This window comes from Polyangium spumosum (genome assembly GCF_009649845.1).
Lineage (GTDB): Bacteria > Myxococcota_A > Polyangia > Polyangiales > Polyangiaceae > Polyangium > Polyangium spumosum.
Genome location: NZ_WJIE01000020.1, coordinates 1 through 16,034, shown reverse-complemented (window position 1 = coordinate 16,034; position 16,034 = coordinate 1). Strand labels below are relative to the sequence as shown.

Genomic DNA, 16,034 nt, shown 5'->3' with positions numbered 1-16,034 from the left:
CCTCGCCGCGCGTAAATGTCGACTCCGACCTCCTTTCGTCTCGGGCGAGCGCCTCTTCGCGAGCGTTTTCGCGGCGAGCGCCCGAGCCTCGACGTCCTGGTCGGAGATGGAGAGAGTGCTTTACATGACCAAGCGTGGACTTCTTTTCCTGGGTGCTTTGCTCGCTTCGACGTCCCTCCTCACGACGACGGGCTGCGGGGACGAGAACACCGGCGGCAACGGCGGTTCGGGCGGCTCCGGCGCGGCGGGCGGCATGGGCGGCAGCGGCGGCGGCGCGGGCGGCATGGGCGGCTCCGGCGGCGGCGCGGCGGCCGTCGACTGCGACAAGTATTGCACGGACATCGCCGCGGACTGTACGGGCGAATTTCAGCAGTATGCCGACAAGGCGAGCTGCATGGGCACGTGCGCGGGCCTCCCGGACACCGGCAAGGACGCCGACGCGGTCGGCAACACGATGCAGTGCCGCATCTACCACGCGAGCGTGGCGGCGACCGATCCGGCGCTGCACTGCCCGCACGCCGGGCCGAGCGGTGACAGCACGTGTGGCTCGCTCTGCCAGGCGTTCTGCTCCCTCGCGGTGGAGGCTTGCCCGACCCAGTGGCCGCAGGAGGGCGAATGCATGGAGTCGTGCATGGCCTGGACGGCCGCGGGCATGAAGTACAACGCGACGAACTTCACCGCCGGCAATACGACCGAGTGCCGCCTCTACCACCTCACGGTGGCGGCGACCGACGCGACGCAGGCGGCGACGCATTGCCCGCACACGATCGCGATGTCGGACACCTGCCAGTAATCGACGCGCCCTCGCGGAAGCGAGGCCGCTCCTTTCGAAGCCCCGCGCCGTCCGCGGGGCTTCGTCTTTTCAGGCGACGCCACGCCCGCCCGGTTGCGCTATTCTCCCGCAATGCCCCTTCTTCCCCCTCGCCTCGCGCCGCTCGCCCTCCTCTTTTTCCTCGCCGCCCTCGGCCCCGCGTGCACCGCGGAGCTCGAGGAAGGGTGCCTCGACGGTCAATGCGTCCCGCCCGGCCAGCCCCCCATCCCTCCCCTCCCGACGACCGGCTCGGGCGGCGGCGGAGGCGGCGGCGGGGACGTCGATGCCGGCGACGCTGGCCCGACCACCTGCGACGTCACCCCCGAGACCGGCGATTTCCCCTGCGATGTCTTCGCCGTCCTCCAGACCCACTGCCACACGTGCCATCAATCCCCGCCGGTCTCGGGCGCGCCTTACTCGCTGCTCACCTACGAGGACACCCGCGCGCTGCACGGCATGACCACGAAGCCTCGCTTCGTGCGTATGGCCGAGGTCGTCGAGAGTGGCTTCATGCCCCTCGGGGCCACGCTCCCCGAGGCGGAGAAGCAAACCCTGCTCGACTGGCTCACCACCTGCGGCCTGCCCGCTCCCGACGGAATGGGCTGCGAATGACGGACGCTCGCCCGCCGCCCATGACGCGGCTCGGGCGCTCATGACGCGCCGAGCCGATGCATTTCCCCGGGTTCGGTCGAGGCCCGCTCGTGCCACAATCCGCCGCATGCAAGCGCCCGCGGCAAAGGATACCTCCCCGCGCCAAGTCACGCTCACGATCGACGGCCGGAGCGTCACCGTCCCCGAGGGCACCACGATCTGGGAGGCCGCGAAGGCGCTCGGGATCAACATCCCGGTCCTCTGCCACGACGAGCGCCTCCGCCCCGTCGGCGTCTGTCGCCTTTGTGTCGTCGACGTCGGCGGCCGGACCCTCGCGGCCTCGTGCGTGCGGCCTTGCGAGCCGAACATGAAGGTCGCGACGGCCTCGCCCAAGGTCGAGCGCCAGCGCAAGGTCCTGCTCGAGCTGCTCATGAGCGATCAGCCCGAGGTCTGCCCCAAGGAGAGCACCACCGGCGGCAACGAGCTCCTCGCCCTCGCCCGCCGGTACGACGCCGACGGCAGCCGCTTGCCGCGTGGCCCCGCGCGCGGCGAGGACCCGTCCTCCAAGGTCATCGCCGTTCACCACGACGCCTGCATCCTCTGCGATCGTTGCGTCCGCGGCTGCGACGAGATCCAGCACAACGACGTCATCGGCCGGACGGGCAAGGGATACGGCGCGCGGATCGGCTTCGACCTCGATCGACCGATGGGCGAGAGCACGTGTGTCTCGTGCGGGGAATGTATGGCCGTCTGTCCCACCGGCGCGCTCGTCAACAAACCCGTGAGCGCCCCGCTCGCGCCGCGCGTGCATTTGAAGCAGGTCGACAGCGTTTGTCCTTATTGCGGCGTCGGCTGCGCGCTCACGTACAACGTCGACGAGGAGACGAATCGCATCGTGTACGTCGACGGCCGCGACGGCGAGGCGAACCACGAGCGGCTCTGCGTGAAGGGTCGTTATGGCTACGATTACGCCATGCACCCGCAGCGGCTCCAGAAGCCGCTCATCCGCGTGCGTTATCCGAAGGGCTCGCTCTCCGATGCATCGCAGAGCGCAACCGAGGCGCGCGGCGGGCGCCGGAAGGGCCACCTCGTCCGGTACGAGGACGTCCTGCCCGCGTTCCGCGAGGCGAGCTGGGAGGAGGCGCTCGACCTCGTGGCGAGCCGCCTGCGCGAAACACGAGACACGCACGGCCCCGCCGCGCTGGCCGGCTTCGGCTCGGCGAAATGCTCGATCGAGGAGGCGTACGTCTTCCAGAAGCTCGTGCGCGCCGCCTTCGGCACGAACAACGTCGACCATTGCACGCGCCTCTGCCACGCCTCGAGCGTCGCCGCGCTGCTCGAGACCATCGGCTCGGGCGCCGTCACGAACACGTTCGCCGGCATCGCCGAGGCCGACGTCGCGCTGCTCGCCGGCACCAATACGACGGCGAACCACCCCGTCGCCTCGTCCTTCTTCAAGCAGGCCGCGTCTCGAGGCACGAAGCTCATCGTCGTCGATCCGCGCCGCCCCGACGTCGCGCAGTACGCCTGGCGATATGCCCGCATCCGCCCCGGCACGGACGTCGCCTTCTACAATGGCCTCCTCCACGTCATCCTCGCCGAGGGCCTCTACCGCGCCGATTACGTCGAGAAACACACGACCGGCTTCGAGGCCCTGAAGGAGACCGTGGCCCGCTACAGCCCCGAGGTCGCGAGCGAGATCTGCGGCGTCGCGCCGGATCTCATCCGCGAGATCGCGCGGGCTTATGGCTCCGCCCGGGCGGCGATCACCTTCTGGGGCATGGGCATCTCCCAGCACACGCACGGCACGGACAACGCGCGTTGCCTCATCTCGCTTTGCCTCGTCACGGGCAACGTCGGCCGCCCCGGCACGGGCCTGCACCCCCTTCGCGGGCAAAACAACGTCCAGGGCGCGAGCGACGCCGGCCTCATCCCCATGATGTACCCCGATTACCAGCGCGTCTCCGACCCGGCCATCCGCGCCAAATTCGAAAAAGCCTGGGGCGTCCCGCTCGATCCGAAGCCCGGCCTCACGGTCACCGAGATCACGACGGCCGCGCTCGAGGGCAACCTCAAGGCCCTTTATTGCATGGGCGAGAACCCGTTCCTCTCGGACCCGAACGTGAACAAGGTGAAGAAGGCCCTCGGGAAGCTCGATTTCCTCGTCGTGCAGGACATCTTCCTCACCGAGACCGCCGAGTTCGCCGACGTCATCCTGCCGGCCACGAGTTACCTCGAAAAACTCGGCACCTACACGAACACCGACCGCCGCGTGCAGATCGGCCGCCCCGCCCTCGCGCCGCCGGGCGAGGCGCGGCTCGACTGGCAGATCGTCTGCGATATCTCGAGCCGCATGGGATACCCGATGCCCTACCAGCGGGTGGAGGAGATCTTCGACGAGTTCACCTCGCTCACGGACGCCTACCAGAACCTCGATTACGACATCCTCGGCAAGGAAGGCCGCCTCTGGCCGGCCCCGGATCGGGCGGCCGAGGACGGCGTCCAGATCCTCTTCGACGACGGCTTCCCCACCCCCGACGGCCGCGGGAAGCTCGTACCCTGCGAATACACCCCGGCCCGCGAGACGCCCGACGCCGAATACCCGTTCGTCCTGAACACCGGCCGCCTGCTCGAACACTGGCACACGGGCACGATGACCCGCCGCTCCTACGCCCTCGACGCCCTCGCCCCCGAGGCGTTTGTCGAGGTCCACCCCGAAGACCTCGAGCGGCTCGGGGTTCGTCCGGGCGAACGCGTCCGCGTGACCTCGCGCCGCGGCACGATCGAGCTCGTCGCGAAGCCGACCACGAAGGTCGGCGTCGGCAGCGTCTTCATCGCGTTCCATTTCCGCGAGGCCGCGGCCAACGTGCTCACGATCGACGCGATCGATCCCTTCGGGAAGATCCCCGAATTCAAGTTCTGCGCGGTGCGCCTCTCGCGCGCGGACGGGGACGGGCACGCCGCGGAGGCGGCGGAGTAACTCCAGGCAGGGTCCGCGCGGAGGCGCGAAGACAGAGTCTTCGCGTGAGCTGACGCGTCAGCGGTCCCGTTGACGTCACCCGCGCGCGATGGACGCGTCAGCCGCCCTCCACGGCCACACCCGCTCGAGCTTTTACCCGCTATTTTTGGCTTCCCGAGCGCTGGCCCGGTTCCTGCCCATGCTGCCTCCGACAACTGGAGGCACACGATGAATCCTGCGCATACCTTGGGCAAAGCGACGATGACGACGGGCCGATGGACGGCTGCGGGGCTCTGTTTGGCCTGCCTCGCGCCGGCGATGCTGGGTTGCGCGCCCGTGGACGAGATGGACGTCGAGGCGTGGGAGGAGGTCGAGGTGAGCGGCGGCTCCGACGTGGTGAACGAAGAGGAGAACGTCGCCGAGGCGACGGACGCGCTCACCTCGCTGGGGTTCTCGACGTTCGTCGGAGGAACGGAAGGCGTCTGGTACGGCAGGACGGGGGTGGACCCGGCGGGGAACGTGTACATGGCGGGCGAGCGCAACGGGGATATCTTCGTCGCCAAGTACAGCCCGAGCGGCGTGCTCCTGTGGACGGCGGCCTTCGGCGGCACCGGCACGGAGTTCGTCCAGGATATGGCGGTGGACGGCGCGGGGTGCGTGTACGTGCTCTCGAAGACCTTCTCGTACGGCCCGACGCAGCGGATCCTCGTCGCGAAGCTCAATGCCGCGGGCAATGCGCTCGTCTACTACAGCCGGTTCGGCGGTAGCGGTGACGATGAGCCGATGGGGATCGCCGTGGATCCCGCTGGAAACGCTTACGTGACGGGCTGGACGTATTCGAGCGATTTCCCTGTCACGCCCGGGGCCATGCAGAATACACGCCGCGGGGACACGGATGCATTCGTCACGAAGCTGAATGCGTCGGGCTCGAGCCTCGTGTACTCGACGTACCTCGGAGGGAGCGGCTCCGAGGACGCCATGGACATCGCCGTCGATGCGGCCGGGTATGCATACGTCGTCGGGAGCACGACCCCTCCGCCGAACGGCGTCGGGGTCCCCTTCCCGACGACGCCCGGCGCCTATCAGAGGGTCTACGGTCACCCCGGGTATGGTTCGGATGTCTTCGTCACCGAGCTCATCCCGAGCGGGGCGGCGCCTTATTATTCGACCCTGATCGGAGGGGACTCGGGCGACGCCGGTTACGGGATCGCGGTGGACAGCGCTTACAATGCCTACGTGCTCGGGCTCTCGGACTCCCCCAACTTCCCCACGACGCCGGGCGCGTTCCGCAGCGTGAAGAGCGGACCCGTCGGTGAATGGGACGTATTCGTGACGAAGGTCAACGAGCCGGGCAGCGCCATTGTGTACTCCACCTGGGTGGAGAGCGGCCTGAATCCGGGGGGCCACCCGCCCTACATCGCCGTGAGCAAAAGCGGAAAGGCGTACGTCGCGGGGATGACGGACTCGACCAGCCTCCCGGTGACGGTGAATGGGCTCCAGACGTCTTACCGCGGCGGCTGGATCGACGGATTCTTGATGGAGCTGAATGGTTCGGGATCGGCGGCGGCGTACGCGACGTATCTGGGCGGAACCAACACCGATTATGTGTACGGCCTCGCCGTCGATGGGTATGGAAGCGCCATCGTGACCGGCTGGACGAACTCCGCGGACTTCCCCATCCACAACGCCGCGCAGTCGACCCTCTACTTCGGCGGGGCCGGCTTCGTCACGAAGATCCTGGGCCCCTGACGCTCCTACGCCGCGGAGACGCGCCCGGCGGGATCACAAACCTCCGCGAGCAGCCGCTCCAGCATTTTGACGTCGAGCGGTTTCGCCAGGTGCCGGTCGAAGCCCGCCGCGCGCGAGAGCCTCCGATCCTCGGGCGAGGCATACCCCGTGAGCGCGATCAGCACCTTGCGCCGGTGCGCCGGATCCGCGCGCAGCACCCGCGCGACCTCGTAGCCGTTCATCCCGGGCAGACCGAGATCACACAGGATGACCTCCGGATCGAAGGAGCGCGCCATCTCGATCCCCTCGGGGCCGGAGTGGGCGACCACCACTTGCACGTTACGCCGCCCGACCGCGAGCGCCTCGGCGAGGCTCGAAGCGGCGTCGTGGTTGTCCTCGATGACCAGGATGCGGCCGCAGCGGTGCTCTTCGCGTTCCACGCTCGACGCGCCACGCGCGGCCGCGGGCTCCCGCGCGGGCAGCGTGATCGTGAAGCAGGAGCCCTTGCCCGGGCCGTCGCTCTCGGCGCGCACCTCGCCGCCGTGCAGCTCGACCAGGCCCCTGACCAGCGAGAGCCCGAGGCCGAGCCCGCCGCGGCTCCGCGCGATCGTCCGGTCGGCCTGCGTGAACGGATCGAAGAGCTTCGGCAGCATCTCCTTCGCGATCCCCATGCCCGTATCGCTCACGCAGAGCGAAGCGCGCTCCGGCCCGTCGAGCGACACCGACACCCGCACCCGCCCGCCGCGATCCGTGAACTTGGCCGCGTTGTGCAGCAAATTGCCCACGACCTGCGCGAGCCGCGTCGCGTCGCCGTTCACCCAGACGGGCCGCTCGGCGCGCTTGACGGAGAGCGTGACGCCGTTCTGCTCGAAGACCGAGCGGTGATCCTCGGCGGCGCGACGGACGAGCTCGCAGAGGTCGAGGGGCCCGTGCTGGAGCTCGATCTTGCCGCGTGAGATACGCGTCACGTCGAGCAGGTCGTCGATGAGCCGCGTCATGTGGACGATCTGCCGCTCGATCACGCGCTCGGCGCGCCTGGCCTGCTCGCTGCCGGGCGCGGCGCGGCCGAGGACGTAGAGGCTGTTGCGGACGGGGGCCAGGGGGTTTCGGAGCTCGTGCGAGAGCATGGCCAGAAACTCGTCTTTGCGCCGATCGGCCTCTCGTAATGCCTCGACGAGGGCGCGGTGGCGCTCCTCGCTCTCGTGCAGCGCCGCCAGCGAGGCGCGGGCCGCGGCGACGGCGCGCTCGGCCTCCCGCAACGATTGCTGGGCGAACACGCGCTCGGCCTGCGCGCGCCGCCGGGCCTGGCGCTCCGACTCCGCCGCCAGGATGACGACCGTGCCTGTCACGACGAACGCGACGAGCCTGAATACTTCGGCGAACCCGAACCCCGGCACGTGGTCGGCGGACGCCTCGGACCAGAAGCAGAAAGCGAACCCGATCGTGCACAGGCCGAGCGAAAACAGGCTCGGGAGGCTGCCCACCGCGAGGCTGAGCAGCGCGACGAGCCCGATCGGCGCCATCAGGAAAAGGCCGCCGAGCGGCCGCATCATCATTGCGCCGACGGCGACCGAGAGCCCGGCGACGGCGACCGCGAGCAGCCATGGTCCGATCGCGGCGAACCTGGAATGCGCGCGGAGGACTTCCGGGGTGGCAATTTGCTGCATTGGGAATCGAAAACGAGCGGGGACGCGGAACGTAACATACAGAGAGGGGCACGCCAGGCGAGGCGGGGACGTCCCTGTCGCTTTCGGTAAAACCCTCTCATGGCCGACGTCGCCCGGCGGCATCGCCACGGGGCGGGCTCGAGCGTGGGCGGCCGCGAGACCACAAAAAAACGAAAGGCCCCGATCTTTCGATCGGAGCCCCTCGGTCGCAGCGGCTCATAAGCCGAGTTCTGTGTCGCTCCAGGGTCACCCCCGGAGCGGCGGCGATCATTCCTCTAGGGCACGCATTGCTGCGTGCCTCGAGCAGCCAACCCGGAGGCATCGGACGGGCCATCCTCCCGGGACCTCTCGGTCCCATCGCCTCCCTATGCGGCCTTGCACCGGGTGGGGTTTGCCATGCCACCCCCGTTACCGGGGGCGCGGTGGGCTCTTACTCCACCGTTTCACCCTTACCGACTGGACGAGCACCACGAGGGCACCTTCGAGCCGGCGGTCTCTTCTCTGTTGCACTCTCCTCGAGATCACTCTCACCGGGCGTTACCCGGCACCCTGCCCTGCGGAGCTCGGACTTTCCTCCCGCGGAAGACCCGCCGGCGACCACCTGCTCCGCTGCGACAGGGGCGAAGATAACGCCCCCCGATCCGAAAGTCGAGGTGGTGAGGTGGGGACGAGATCAGGCCGCGAGGGGGAGCAGCCGATCGCGCAGCTTGCGCTTGGCGCGCGCCTCGAGCTGGCGGGCCCGCTCGCGCGAGACGCCGAGGCGCCTGCCAATCTCGGCGAGCGAGAGCTCCTCCTCTGGATCGGCCATCATGCGCGTCTCCACGATGTACCGCTCGCGTGGGTCGAGGTTCTGCACGGCCTGCTCGAGCCGCTCGCGCAGGAGCGCCCCCTCCTCGGCGCGCGAGAATCGCTCCTCTTGATCCTGGTCCTCGGCGACGAGCGTATCGACGAGCGAGCGCGCGCCGTCCTCGAAGACCTTCGTGTCGAGCGAGACGTCCCGGGCTTCGAGCCGGCGGGCCATCTCGACGACCTTCTCCGCGGGCGCGCCGAACTTCTCGGCGAGCATCTTGTCGCCCGCCTCGCCCTCGCCCACGAGCCCCGCGATACGCGCGCGCTCCCGGCGAAGGCGGAAAAACATCTTCGACCGGAGCGGCCCGGATCCGACGCCGACGAGGCTCCACGAATGAATGACGTGGTTCAGGATGTACGCACGGATCCAGTATGCCGCGTACGTGACGAACCGATTGCCTCGATCCGGGTCGTACTTGCGGATCGCGTGCACGATCCCGAAGTTCCCCTCGGCGATGAGATCGGCGAGAGGAATGCCATAACGCCGGTAGCTGATCGCGATGGACACGACATGCCGCAGGTTGGCGAGCGCCAGCTTCGCGGCGGCGCGCTCGTCGTTCCGATCCCGGAATGCACGGGCGAGCTCGACCTCCTCCTCGCGTGAGAGCTCCGGAATTTGCCGAACGTGCGCGATGTACCGAGAAACCGCGCTGCTTTGGTCTCGAGAGGTCTGCACGTCTTCCCTCATTCTCATGAAAGGTGCGATTGCCGTGGGGCGCACCGCGCCGTCGCTCGGGCCTGCCCGCCGTGGACGCCGTTTCGAGGGGGCCTTCGAGGACGTCGGCCCCGACGGACCAACTCCCTGCACGACTCACGCCGCCCGCAATTCGACTGGACCTGGTCCGCGCGTGGCACGCCCCTGGCTCACGGGGTGACATGGCCCCAGGAAGGAAGGACCATGGGTGCGGCATGGCTGCACGCTGTGCGACCGGAACGGTCGCGAGAGTGCGCTTCGGGCGAGGCCGAAGAACGCAGAAAACCGGGATTTGAAGGGGATTTCAGGAGCCCGCGGAGGGCCGAAGGAGCGCCCGTGACGAGCGCTCGGGCCGCCTCGGGCGTCGGCTCAGGCAGAGAACGAAGAGCCGCAGCCGCAGGTGCTCTTCACGTTCGGGTTCGAGAACTTGAAGCCCGAGCCGTGCAGGCCCTCGACGTAATCGATCTCCGTCCCCTCGAGGTACTGGTAGCTCAGGGGATCGATGTAGAGCTTGATGCCCTTGTCCTCGAACGTCTCGTCGAGGTCGGTCGGCTTGTCCTCGAAGTAGAGATCGTAGGAGAAGCCGGCGCAACCGCCGCCGATGACACGCAGACGCAGGCCCTGCCCCATGAGGTCCTCGGCCGTCGCAATCTCGACAACCTTCTCGGCCGCTTTTTGCGTGATGCTGATAGACATAGTTCTCCTCGTGGCCTCGTCCGGAGGAGCCATGGACGCGAGTTCGTGTGCGCCCGCAGAGCCCGCGCTGAGGCCGGCGGCTCCCAGACGCTCCCTAAGATAGGCAACCTCGAAACCACTTGCCAGTGGTAGATGACGCTACGGAACAAATCCTACGTATGAGGCTGCTGGGTCGGCGCGTGATCGTGGTGCGGGGGGCCGTTCCGGCGCCGGACGAGCGCGAAGTCCTGCGCGCGCTCCGGGTGCCTCACGCGGCGCGGCTCGCCGACATCGAAGAGCGCGGGGTGCGGGAGGCGATCGAGCTCGCGCGCCGCCGCGCGCTCGTGATGGCCACGTTCGAGGGGGTGTTTCGAACGGCCGAGGTCGAGCGTGTCGACGAGGACGAGGTGGTCGTGCGCGGGGCGCCGCCGGGCCTCTTGCGTTCGCCCGTGCTCGCGCGGCGGTTCGCCCGGGCGCGCGAGGTGGCGCTGACCGCGGTCACGCTCGGGGAGCGCTGGGACGAGGCGCTCGACGAGCTCGCGCGCCGGGGAGAGCCGGCGGAGGCGTGGTTCCTCGACATGCTGGGCACGTACCTCGTGGACCGGGCGGCGCGGGTGGTGGAGGCGCGTGTCGAGGCGGATCTGGCGCGGGCAGGGCTCGCGCGGGCGGGGAGGTACCGGCCCGGGTACGAGGGCTTCCCGCTCGAGGCGCAAAGCGCGCTTTGCCAGGTCGTGGAGGCTTCGCGCATCGGCGTGACGGCGAACGAGGCGATGAGCCTGTGGCCACGGAAATCCGTGACGACGGTGGTGGGGTTCGGGGCGCGGGAGGACGGACGAGCGCCGGAGGACGAGGGCGATCCGGTCGTCGCCGGGGCGAAATCGAGCTAAGGAGAGCGCGTGAATCGTCAGGAATTCGCGAGGCGGCTGCGGAGCGAGGTGCTGATCCTCGATGGCTCGATGGGCGCGTTTCTGCAGGCGCGCGGGCTGCCCGACGGCTACGCGCCGGACCTCTGGAACGTGGAGCAGCCGGACGCGATCATCGCGGTGCACCGCGAGTACGTGAACGCCGGGGCGGACCTGCTCCTGACGAACACGTTCGGCGCCTCGCGCCTCCGCCTCGCCGAGTACGACGCGGGCCACCGGGTGCGCGAGATCAACGCAGCGGCCGTGGAGAACGCGCGGCGGGCGATCGGCGACAGGCGCGCGCTCGTGGCGGGCGACATCGGCCCGTGCGGGACGACGCTGCAGCCGGGCGGGGAGCTCGCGTTCGAGGAGGCCGTCGCGATCTTCGCCGAGCAGGCGCGCGCGCTCGTGGACGCGGGCGTGGACGTGATCGCGATCGAGACGATGTTCGACCTCGTCGAGATGAAGGCGGCGCTGATCGGCGTGCGCGACGTGTCGCGCTCGGTGCCGATCATCGCGCACATGACCTACACGCAGCGCGGGCTGACGGACACGGGCACGGATCCGGAGACGGCGGCGATCGTGCTCGAGGCCTGCGGCGCGGACGTGATCGGCGTGAACTGCTCGGTCGGCCCGGAGGACATGCTGGAGGTCGTGGGGCGGATGGCGCGGGCGACGTCGCTGCCGCTCTCGGTGCAGCCGAACGCGGGGCTGCCCGTGATGCGGCACGGCCGGACGGTCTTCCCGCAGACGGCCGATCAGATGGCGCCGTTCGCGAAGCAGTTCGTGGATCGTGGCGCGGCGATCGTGGGCGGCTGCTGCGGGACGACGCCCGACTACATCCGCATGATCGCCGCGGAGGTCGGGCACAAGCCCCACGCGCCGACGAGCCGCCTGCCCGGGACGTGGATCACGTCGCGGAGCCGGAGCCTGCGTATCGGCAAGGGCGCGCCGTTCGTGACGATCGGCGAGCGGATCAACCCGACGGGGCGCAAGGTGTTCTCGCAGGCGATCCGCGAGGGCCGGACGGACCTCATCGTGCAAGACGCGCGGGCGCAGGCCGAAGGCGGCGCGATGTCGCTCGACGTGAACGTCGGCGTGCCACTCGTGGACGAGGCGGCGATGCTGGAGAAGGCCGTGCTCGCGGTGCAAAACGTGACGGATCTGCCGCTCGTGGTGGACTCGGCGAACGTGCAGGCGCTCGAGCGTGGGATCCGGGCGTACCCGGGGCGGCCGCTCGTGAACAGCGTCGATCCGGTGAAGGAGAAGGCGGACTTTTTGCTGCCGATCATCAAGCGTTACGGCTGCGCGGTGATCGGCATGTGCGCCGAGAGCGAGATCCCCGAGCGGGCGATCGATCGGGTGCGCAACGCCGAGAAGATCCTGCGGATGTGCGAGGAGCACGGGATCCCGAAGGAGTGGGTGGTCTTCGACTGCATCTCGATCCCCGTGAGTGCGGCGCCCGCGGCGGCGGCGCAGACGATCGAGACGATCCGGATCATCACGAGCGAGCTCGGCTGCGCGACCACGCTGGGTTTGTCCAACGTGTCGTTCGGGATCCCGCTCCGGAAGAGCGTGCACAACACGTTCCTCGCGCAGGCGATCGCGGCGGGCCTCGACAGCGCGATCTGCAACGCGGTCGACCCGCTGCTGAAGGAGACCGTGGCCGCGGCGAGCCTCTTCGCGGGCCGCGACCCGGGCTGCCGGCGGTACATCGACATGGCCGTGCCGCTCGAGGCAGAGCGCAAGCGTGATCAGGCGATGCTGAACGCGGCGAAGGCGGGGCAACTGCTCAACGTGGCGACGCCGGGCGGCGACGAGCCGAAGGGCGAGGCGGGCGGGAGCCGGGCGAAGGGGACGAAGGACCTCCTCTGGGACGCGGTCGTCGAGGGCGACAAGGACGGCGTGCCCGGGCTCGTGAAGCGCGCGCTCGCGGAGGGGGTGGATCCGTTCGTCATCTTCCTCGAGGTGCTGACGCCGGCGATCCGGCACCTCGGCGATCTGTTCGGCTCGGGCAAGAAGTTCATCCCGCACCTCATCGCGAGCGCAGACGCGATGAAGGCAGGCGTCGCCGTGCTGATGCCGCTGCTCGAGGCGTCGGGCAACATCGAGAAGAAGGGCACGGTCATCCTCGCGACGGTGAAGGGCGACATCCACGACATCGGCAAGAACATCGTGGGCCTGATGCTCCGGAACTTCGGCTTCGACGTGCACGACCTCGGGCGCAACGTGCCGCTCGAGGACATCCTCGCCGCCGCGCGCGAGCACAAGGCCCAGATCATCGGTCTGTCGGCGCTGATGACGACCACGATGATGCGGATGAAGGACGTGATCGACGCCGTGCGCGGGCAAGGCTTGCCGCACGTGGTGATGATCGGAGGCGCCGTGACGACGCCCTCGTTCGCCGAGGAGATCCGCGCAGACGGGTACGGCAAGGACGTGGGTGACGTGGTGACGATCGCCGAGCGGATGCTCGTGATGCACAAGGAGCGGTTCCCGCGGGAGGCGCCGGAGAAGGGCGCGACGCAGGGGCCACCTTCGCCTTCGGCGTGACGAGCCGAACGCAGTAGAGCCCCGGGCGGAGTCGGAATACCCTCGGAGCGATGGCGCATCTCGAGACGACCACGCTCTGGAAAAGCACGCTCGCGCCCCACGACGCCGACGAGGCCGCTGCCCCGCGGAGGACGCTGCGCGACGCGCTGATGCGGCTCCGCGCGCGCGCCACGGCGATCGCGAACGAGATGGTCGAGGCCCGGACGGACGATCCGAGCATCTCGGACATCCTGCACACGGACGATCTGTGGATCAGCGTGGACACGATCGCAGGCGAGAGCTTTCCGCTCACGCCGCCCGAGGCCTTCGTGCTCTCGTCGGCGCTCGTCGTACACGACCTGTCCCTCGCGCTGGCGACGCTGCACGGCGGGACGGACGCGCTGAAGGGCGAGCGCACGTGGCTCGACGAGGTCGTCGGCATGCTGGTCCAGAAGCTCGGGCGCGCGCCGACGGCAGCCGAGCTGCAGCAGCCGCCCGAGGACATCGAAGAGGACGCGATCGCAGAGACGTTGCGCACGCTCTACGCGAGGCACGCCGAGCGGCTCGCGCTCGCGCCGTACGGAGACGCGCAGGGGCAGGAGCACCACCTGGTCGAGCCTTCGGAGCTCAGGCAAGCGTACGGGCCGACGATCGGGCGCATCGCGCGGAGCCACCTCTGGCTCGCGACGGAGCTGCCGAACCACTTCCACGAGACGATCGCGCCGCTCGCCGGGATGCCCTCGAGCTGGACGGTGGACGCGTTCAAGCTCGCGTGTCTCCTGCGCGTGGCAGACGTGTCGCGTATCGATTTCTCGCGCGCGCCGCACTTCTGGCGCGCCGCGCGTAGGCCCGCGGGGGCGCGGCGAGAGCACTGGATCCTGCAAGAGAAGTTGCGCGAGCCGTACGTGGCGAACAGCCGGCTGATCTTCCTCGCGGACAGCCCCTTCACGGTGGAGGAGGCGCCCGCGTTCTGGCTCGGGATGGACACGCTCTGCGCGGTGGACCGCGAGCTCAGGGTCGTCGACACGTTGCTCGCGGAGGCCGGTCGGCCGAGGCTTCAAGCCCGCGGCGTGGCAGGCGTGGAGGATCCGAGCCGGCTCGCAGACTTCCTGCCGGTCGAAGGGTGGACGCCGGTGGACACGCGCGTGTCGGTGACGGACATCCCGTCCCTCGTGGAGCGGCTGGGAGCGACGCGGCTCGACGAGAGCGACGCGTCGACGCCGCTGCGAGAGCTCGTGCAAAACGCAGCGAGCGCGGTGCGCGCGCGGCGCATGCAGGAGGAGTGGCCGAGCGACTGGGGCACGATCACGGTGCGGCTCGGCGAGGACGAGGAGGGGCACTGGCTCGAGGTGGAGGACACGGGCACGGGGATGCCCGCAGAGGTGCTGTCGGCGCCGCTCCGCGACACGTCGAGCGAGTACTGGTCGTCGCTGCTCCTGCGCCGAGATCCGCCGGGGCTCTTGGCGAAGGGGTTCCGCCGCGGAGGCGGAGGGCTCGGGCCGTTCGCGGTGTTCCTTTGGGGTCAAAGGGCCCGGATCACGACACGCACGTCGGAGCGAGGGCGCAAGGACACGAGCGTGCTCGAGCTCTACGCAGGCGGGACGACGCGGCCGATTCTGCGCGCGTCGAACGACAGCGAGGTGATGAGCGACGCAGGGACACGCGTGCGGGTGTGGCTACGCGCGGCGCCGGACGCGCCGGACGGGATCTTCTACCGGCGAGGGCACGATCGCTGCTGGACGCTGGAGGAGCTCTGCGCGTGGCTCTGTCCAGCGCTCGACGTGCACCTCGACGTGGAGGACGCACACGGGAAGCGGACGCGGGTGGTGCCAGCGTCGGACTGGATGACGATCGACGGCTACGAGCTGCTCGGTCGAACGTGGAGCCCGGAGCCAGAGCCCTTCGAGCGGCTGTGGCCCCGCGAGATCCCGGAGATGGCGCTGAACCTGCGTCCCCTCGTGACGTCGTCGGGCGACATGGTGGGGCGCGCCTGCATTCACCCGACCTACGCAGGCGTGGTGGCGGTGGGAGGTCTACGCGCCTGTTCGATGCGAGGGATCTCGGGGGTGCTCGTGGGTCGGCCAGGCGCGACGCGGCAAGCAACGGCGGTGCCGGTGGTGGAGCGGCAGGAGCTCTCGCGGTGGGCGTCGGAGCAAGCAGCGTTGCTCCCAGCGCTGGTGAAGGAGCCCGCGGAGCAGATGGCGTGCGCGCAGATCGTACGCGCCTGCGGCGGGAGGCTGGGGCCGCTGCCGATCGCGGAGGGCGCGTCGGGGTGGCTGTCGGAGCAAGCGATCGCAGCGTGGGACGAGGTGCCGGACGAGGTGCTGCTCGTGCGGGATCACCAGAGCGGGCGAGGTCCGTGGTGGCGGTCGAAGATCACGCTCGCGCGGAACGTGCTGGTGGTGCGGATGCATCTGCCGGCGATTTTGGACGCGCGAGATCCGACGTTGTGGCCAAGCGAGGAGGCGCCGAGCGGGGAGCCGTGGAGAGCGGTGCTCAGGACGCTGGCAGGGGCGGTGCTTGAGGCGTTGGCGCGGGCTTGGGGGGCGGCGTTGGATGAGGTGGTTCGATCGACGGGGCCGTCGCGGGAGACAAGGGTGATCGGGGTGGTGGAGGGGCGGACGGT

At 69.5% G+C, this 16,034-nt stretch carries 10 protein-coding genes and 1 other RNA gene; 7 read left to right on the top strand and 4 right to left on the bottom strand.

Annotation, left to right across the window (positions count from 1 at the left end):
- The first annotated feature begins 124 nt into the window (after positions 1 to 124).
- The 4 genes from GF068_RS38110 (at position 125) to GF068_RS38095 (ending at position 6,110) form a co-directional block, all read left to right on the top strand.
- Complete coding sequence (locus GF068_RS38110; protein WP_153824473.1) at positions 125 to 793, top strand: hypothetical protein; 669 nt, start codon at positions 125 to 127, stop codon at positions 791 to 793.
- Between the two features lie 111 nt (positions 794 to 904).
- Positions 905 to 1,423 carry a hypothetical protein gene (locus tag GF068_RS38105; protein ID WP_153824472.1) on the top strand — a complete coding sequence of 173 codons (519 nt, stop codon included), beginning with the start codon at positions 905 to 907 and terminating at the stop codon, positions 1,421 to 1,423.
- A 106-nt stretch (positions 1,424 to 1,529) separates the two neighbouring features.
- Complete coding sequence (gene fdhF, locus GF068_RS38100; RefSeq protein ID WP_153824471.1) at positions 1,530 to 4,382, top strand: formate dehydrogenase subunit alpha; 2,853 nt, start codon at positions 1,530 to 1,532, stop codon at positions 4,380 to 4,382.
- A 207-nt stretch (positions 4,383 to 4,589) separates the two neighbouring features.
- Positions 4,590 to 6,110, top strand: coding sequence for an SBBP repeat-containing protein (locus GF068_RS38095; protein WP_153824470.1), 1,521 nt, complete (start codon positions 4,590 to 4,592; stop codon positions 6,108 to 6,110).
- A gap of 5 nt (positions 6,111 to 6,115) precedes the next feature.
- On the opposite strand, the gene GF068_RS38090 is transcribed toward GF068_RS38095, so the two are convergent.
- The 4 genes from GF068_RS38090 to erpA form a co-directional block, all read right to left on the bottom strand.
- Positions 6,116 to 7,756 carry an ATP-binding protein gene (locus GF068_RS38090; RefSeq protein ID WP_170319921.1) on the bottom strand — a complete coding sequence of 547 codons (1,641 nt, stop codon included), beginning with the start codon at positions 7,754 to 7,756 and terminating at the stop codon, positions 6,116 to 6,118.
- A 204-nt stretch (positions 7,757 to 7,960) separates the two neighbouring features.
- An RNA gene (rnpB, locus tag GF068_RS38085) (RNase P RNA component class A) lies at positions 7,961 to 8,369 on the bottom strand.
- 60 nt (positions 8,370 to 8,429) lie between these two features.
- Positions 8,430 to 9,281, bottom strand: coding sequence for an RNA polymerase factor sigma-32 (locus GF068_RS38080; protein WP_338046743.1), 852 nt, complete (start codon positions 9,279 to 9,281; stop codon positions 8,430 to 8,432).
- Positions 9,282 to 9,668: 387 nt separating this feature from the next.
- Entirely contained in the window at positions 9,669 to 9,995 is a 327-nt protein-coding gene (gene erpA, locus GF068_RS38075) for an iron-sulfur cluster insertion protein ErpA (protein ID WP_153824468.1), read from the bottom strand.
- A gap of 158 nt (positions 9,996 to 10,153) precedes the next feature.
- On the opposite strand from erpA, the gene GF068_RS38070 reads away from it, so the two are divergent.
- The 3 genes from GF068_RS38070 to GF068_RS38060 form a co-directional block, all read left to right on the top strand.
- Positions 10,154 to 10,861: a hypothetical protein gene (locus GF068_RS38070; RefSeq protein ID WP_153824467.1), complete on the top strand. Its 708-nt coding sequence runs from the start codon at positions 10,154 to 10,156 to the stop codon at positions 10,859 to 10,861.
- Between the two features lie 9 nt (positions 10,862 to 10,870).
- Positions 10,871 to 13,429: a homocysteine S-methyltransferase family protein gene (locus GF068_RS38065; RefSeq protein WP_206079644.1), complete on the top strand. Its 2,559-nt coding sequence runs from the start codon at positions 10,871 to 10,873 to the stop codon at positions 13,427 to 13,429.
- 50 nt (positions 13,430 to 13,479) lie between these two features.
- Positions 13,480 to 16,034 (top strand): HD domain-containing protein (locus tag GF068_RS38060; protein WP_153824466.1); only part of this gene is annotated, 2,555 nt, incomplete at its 3' end.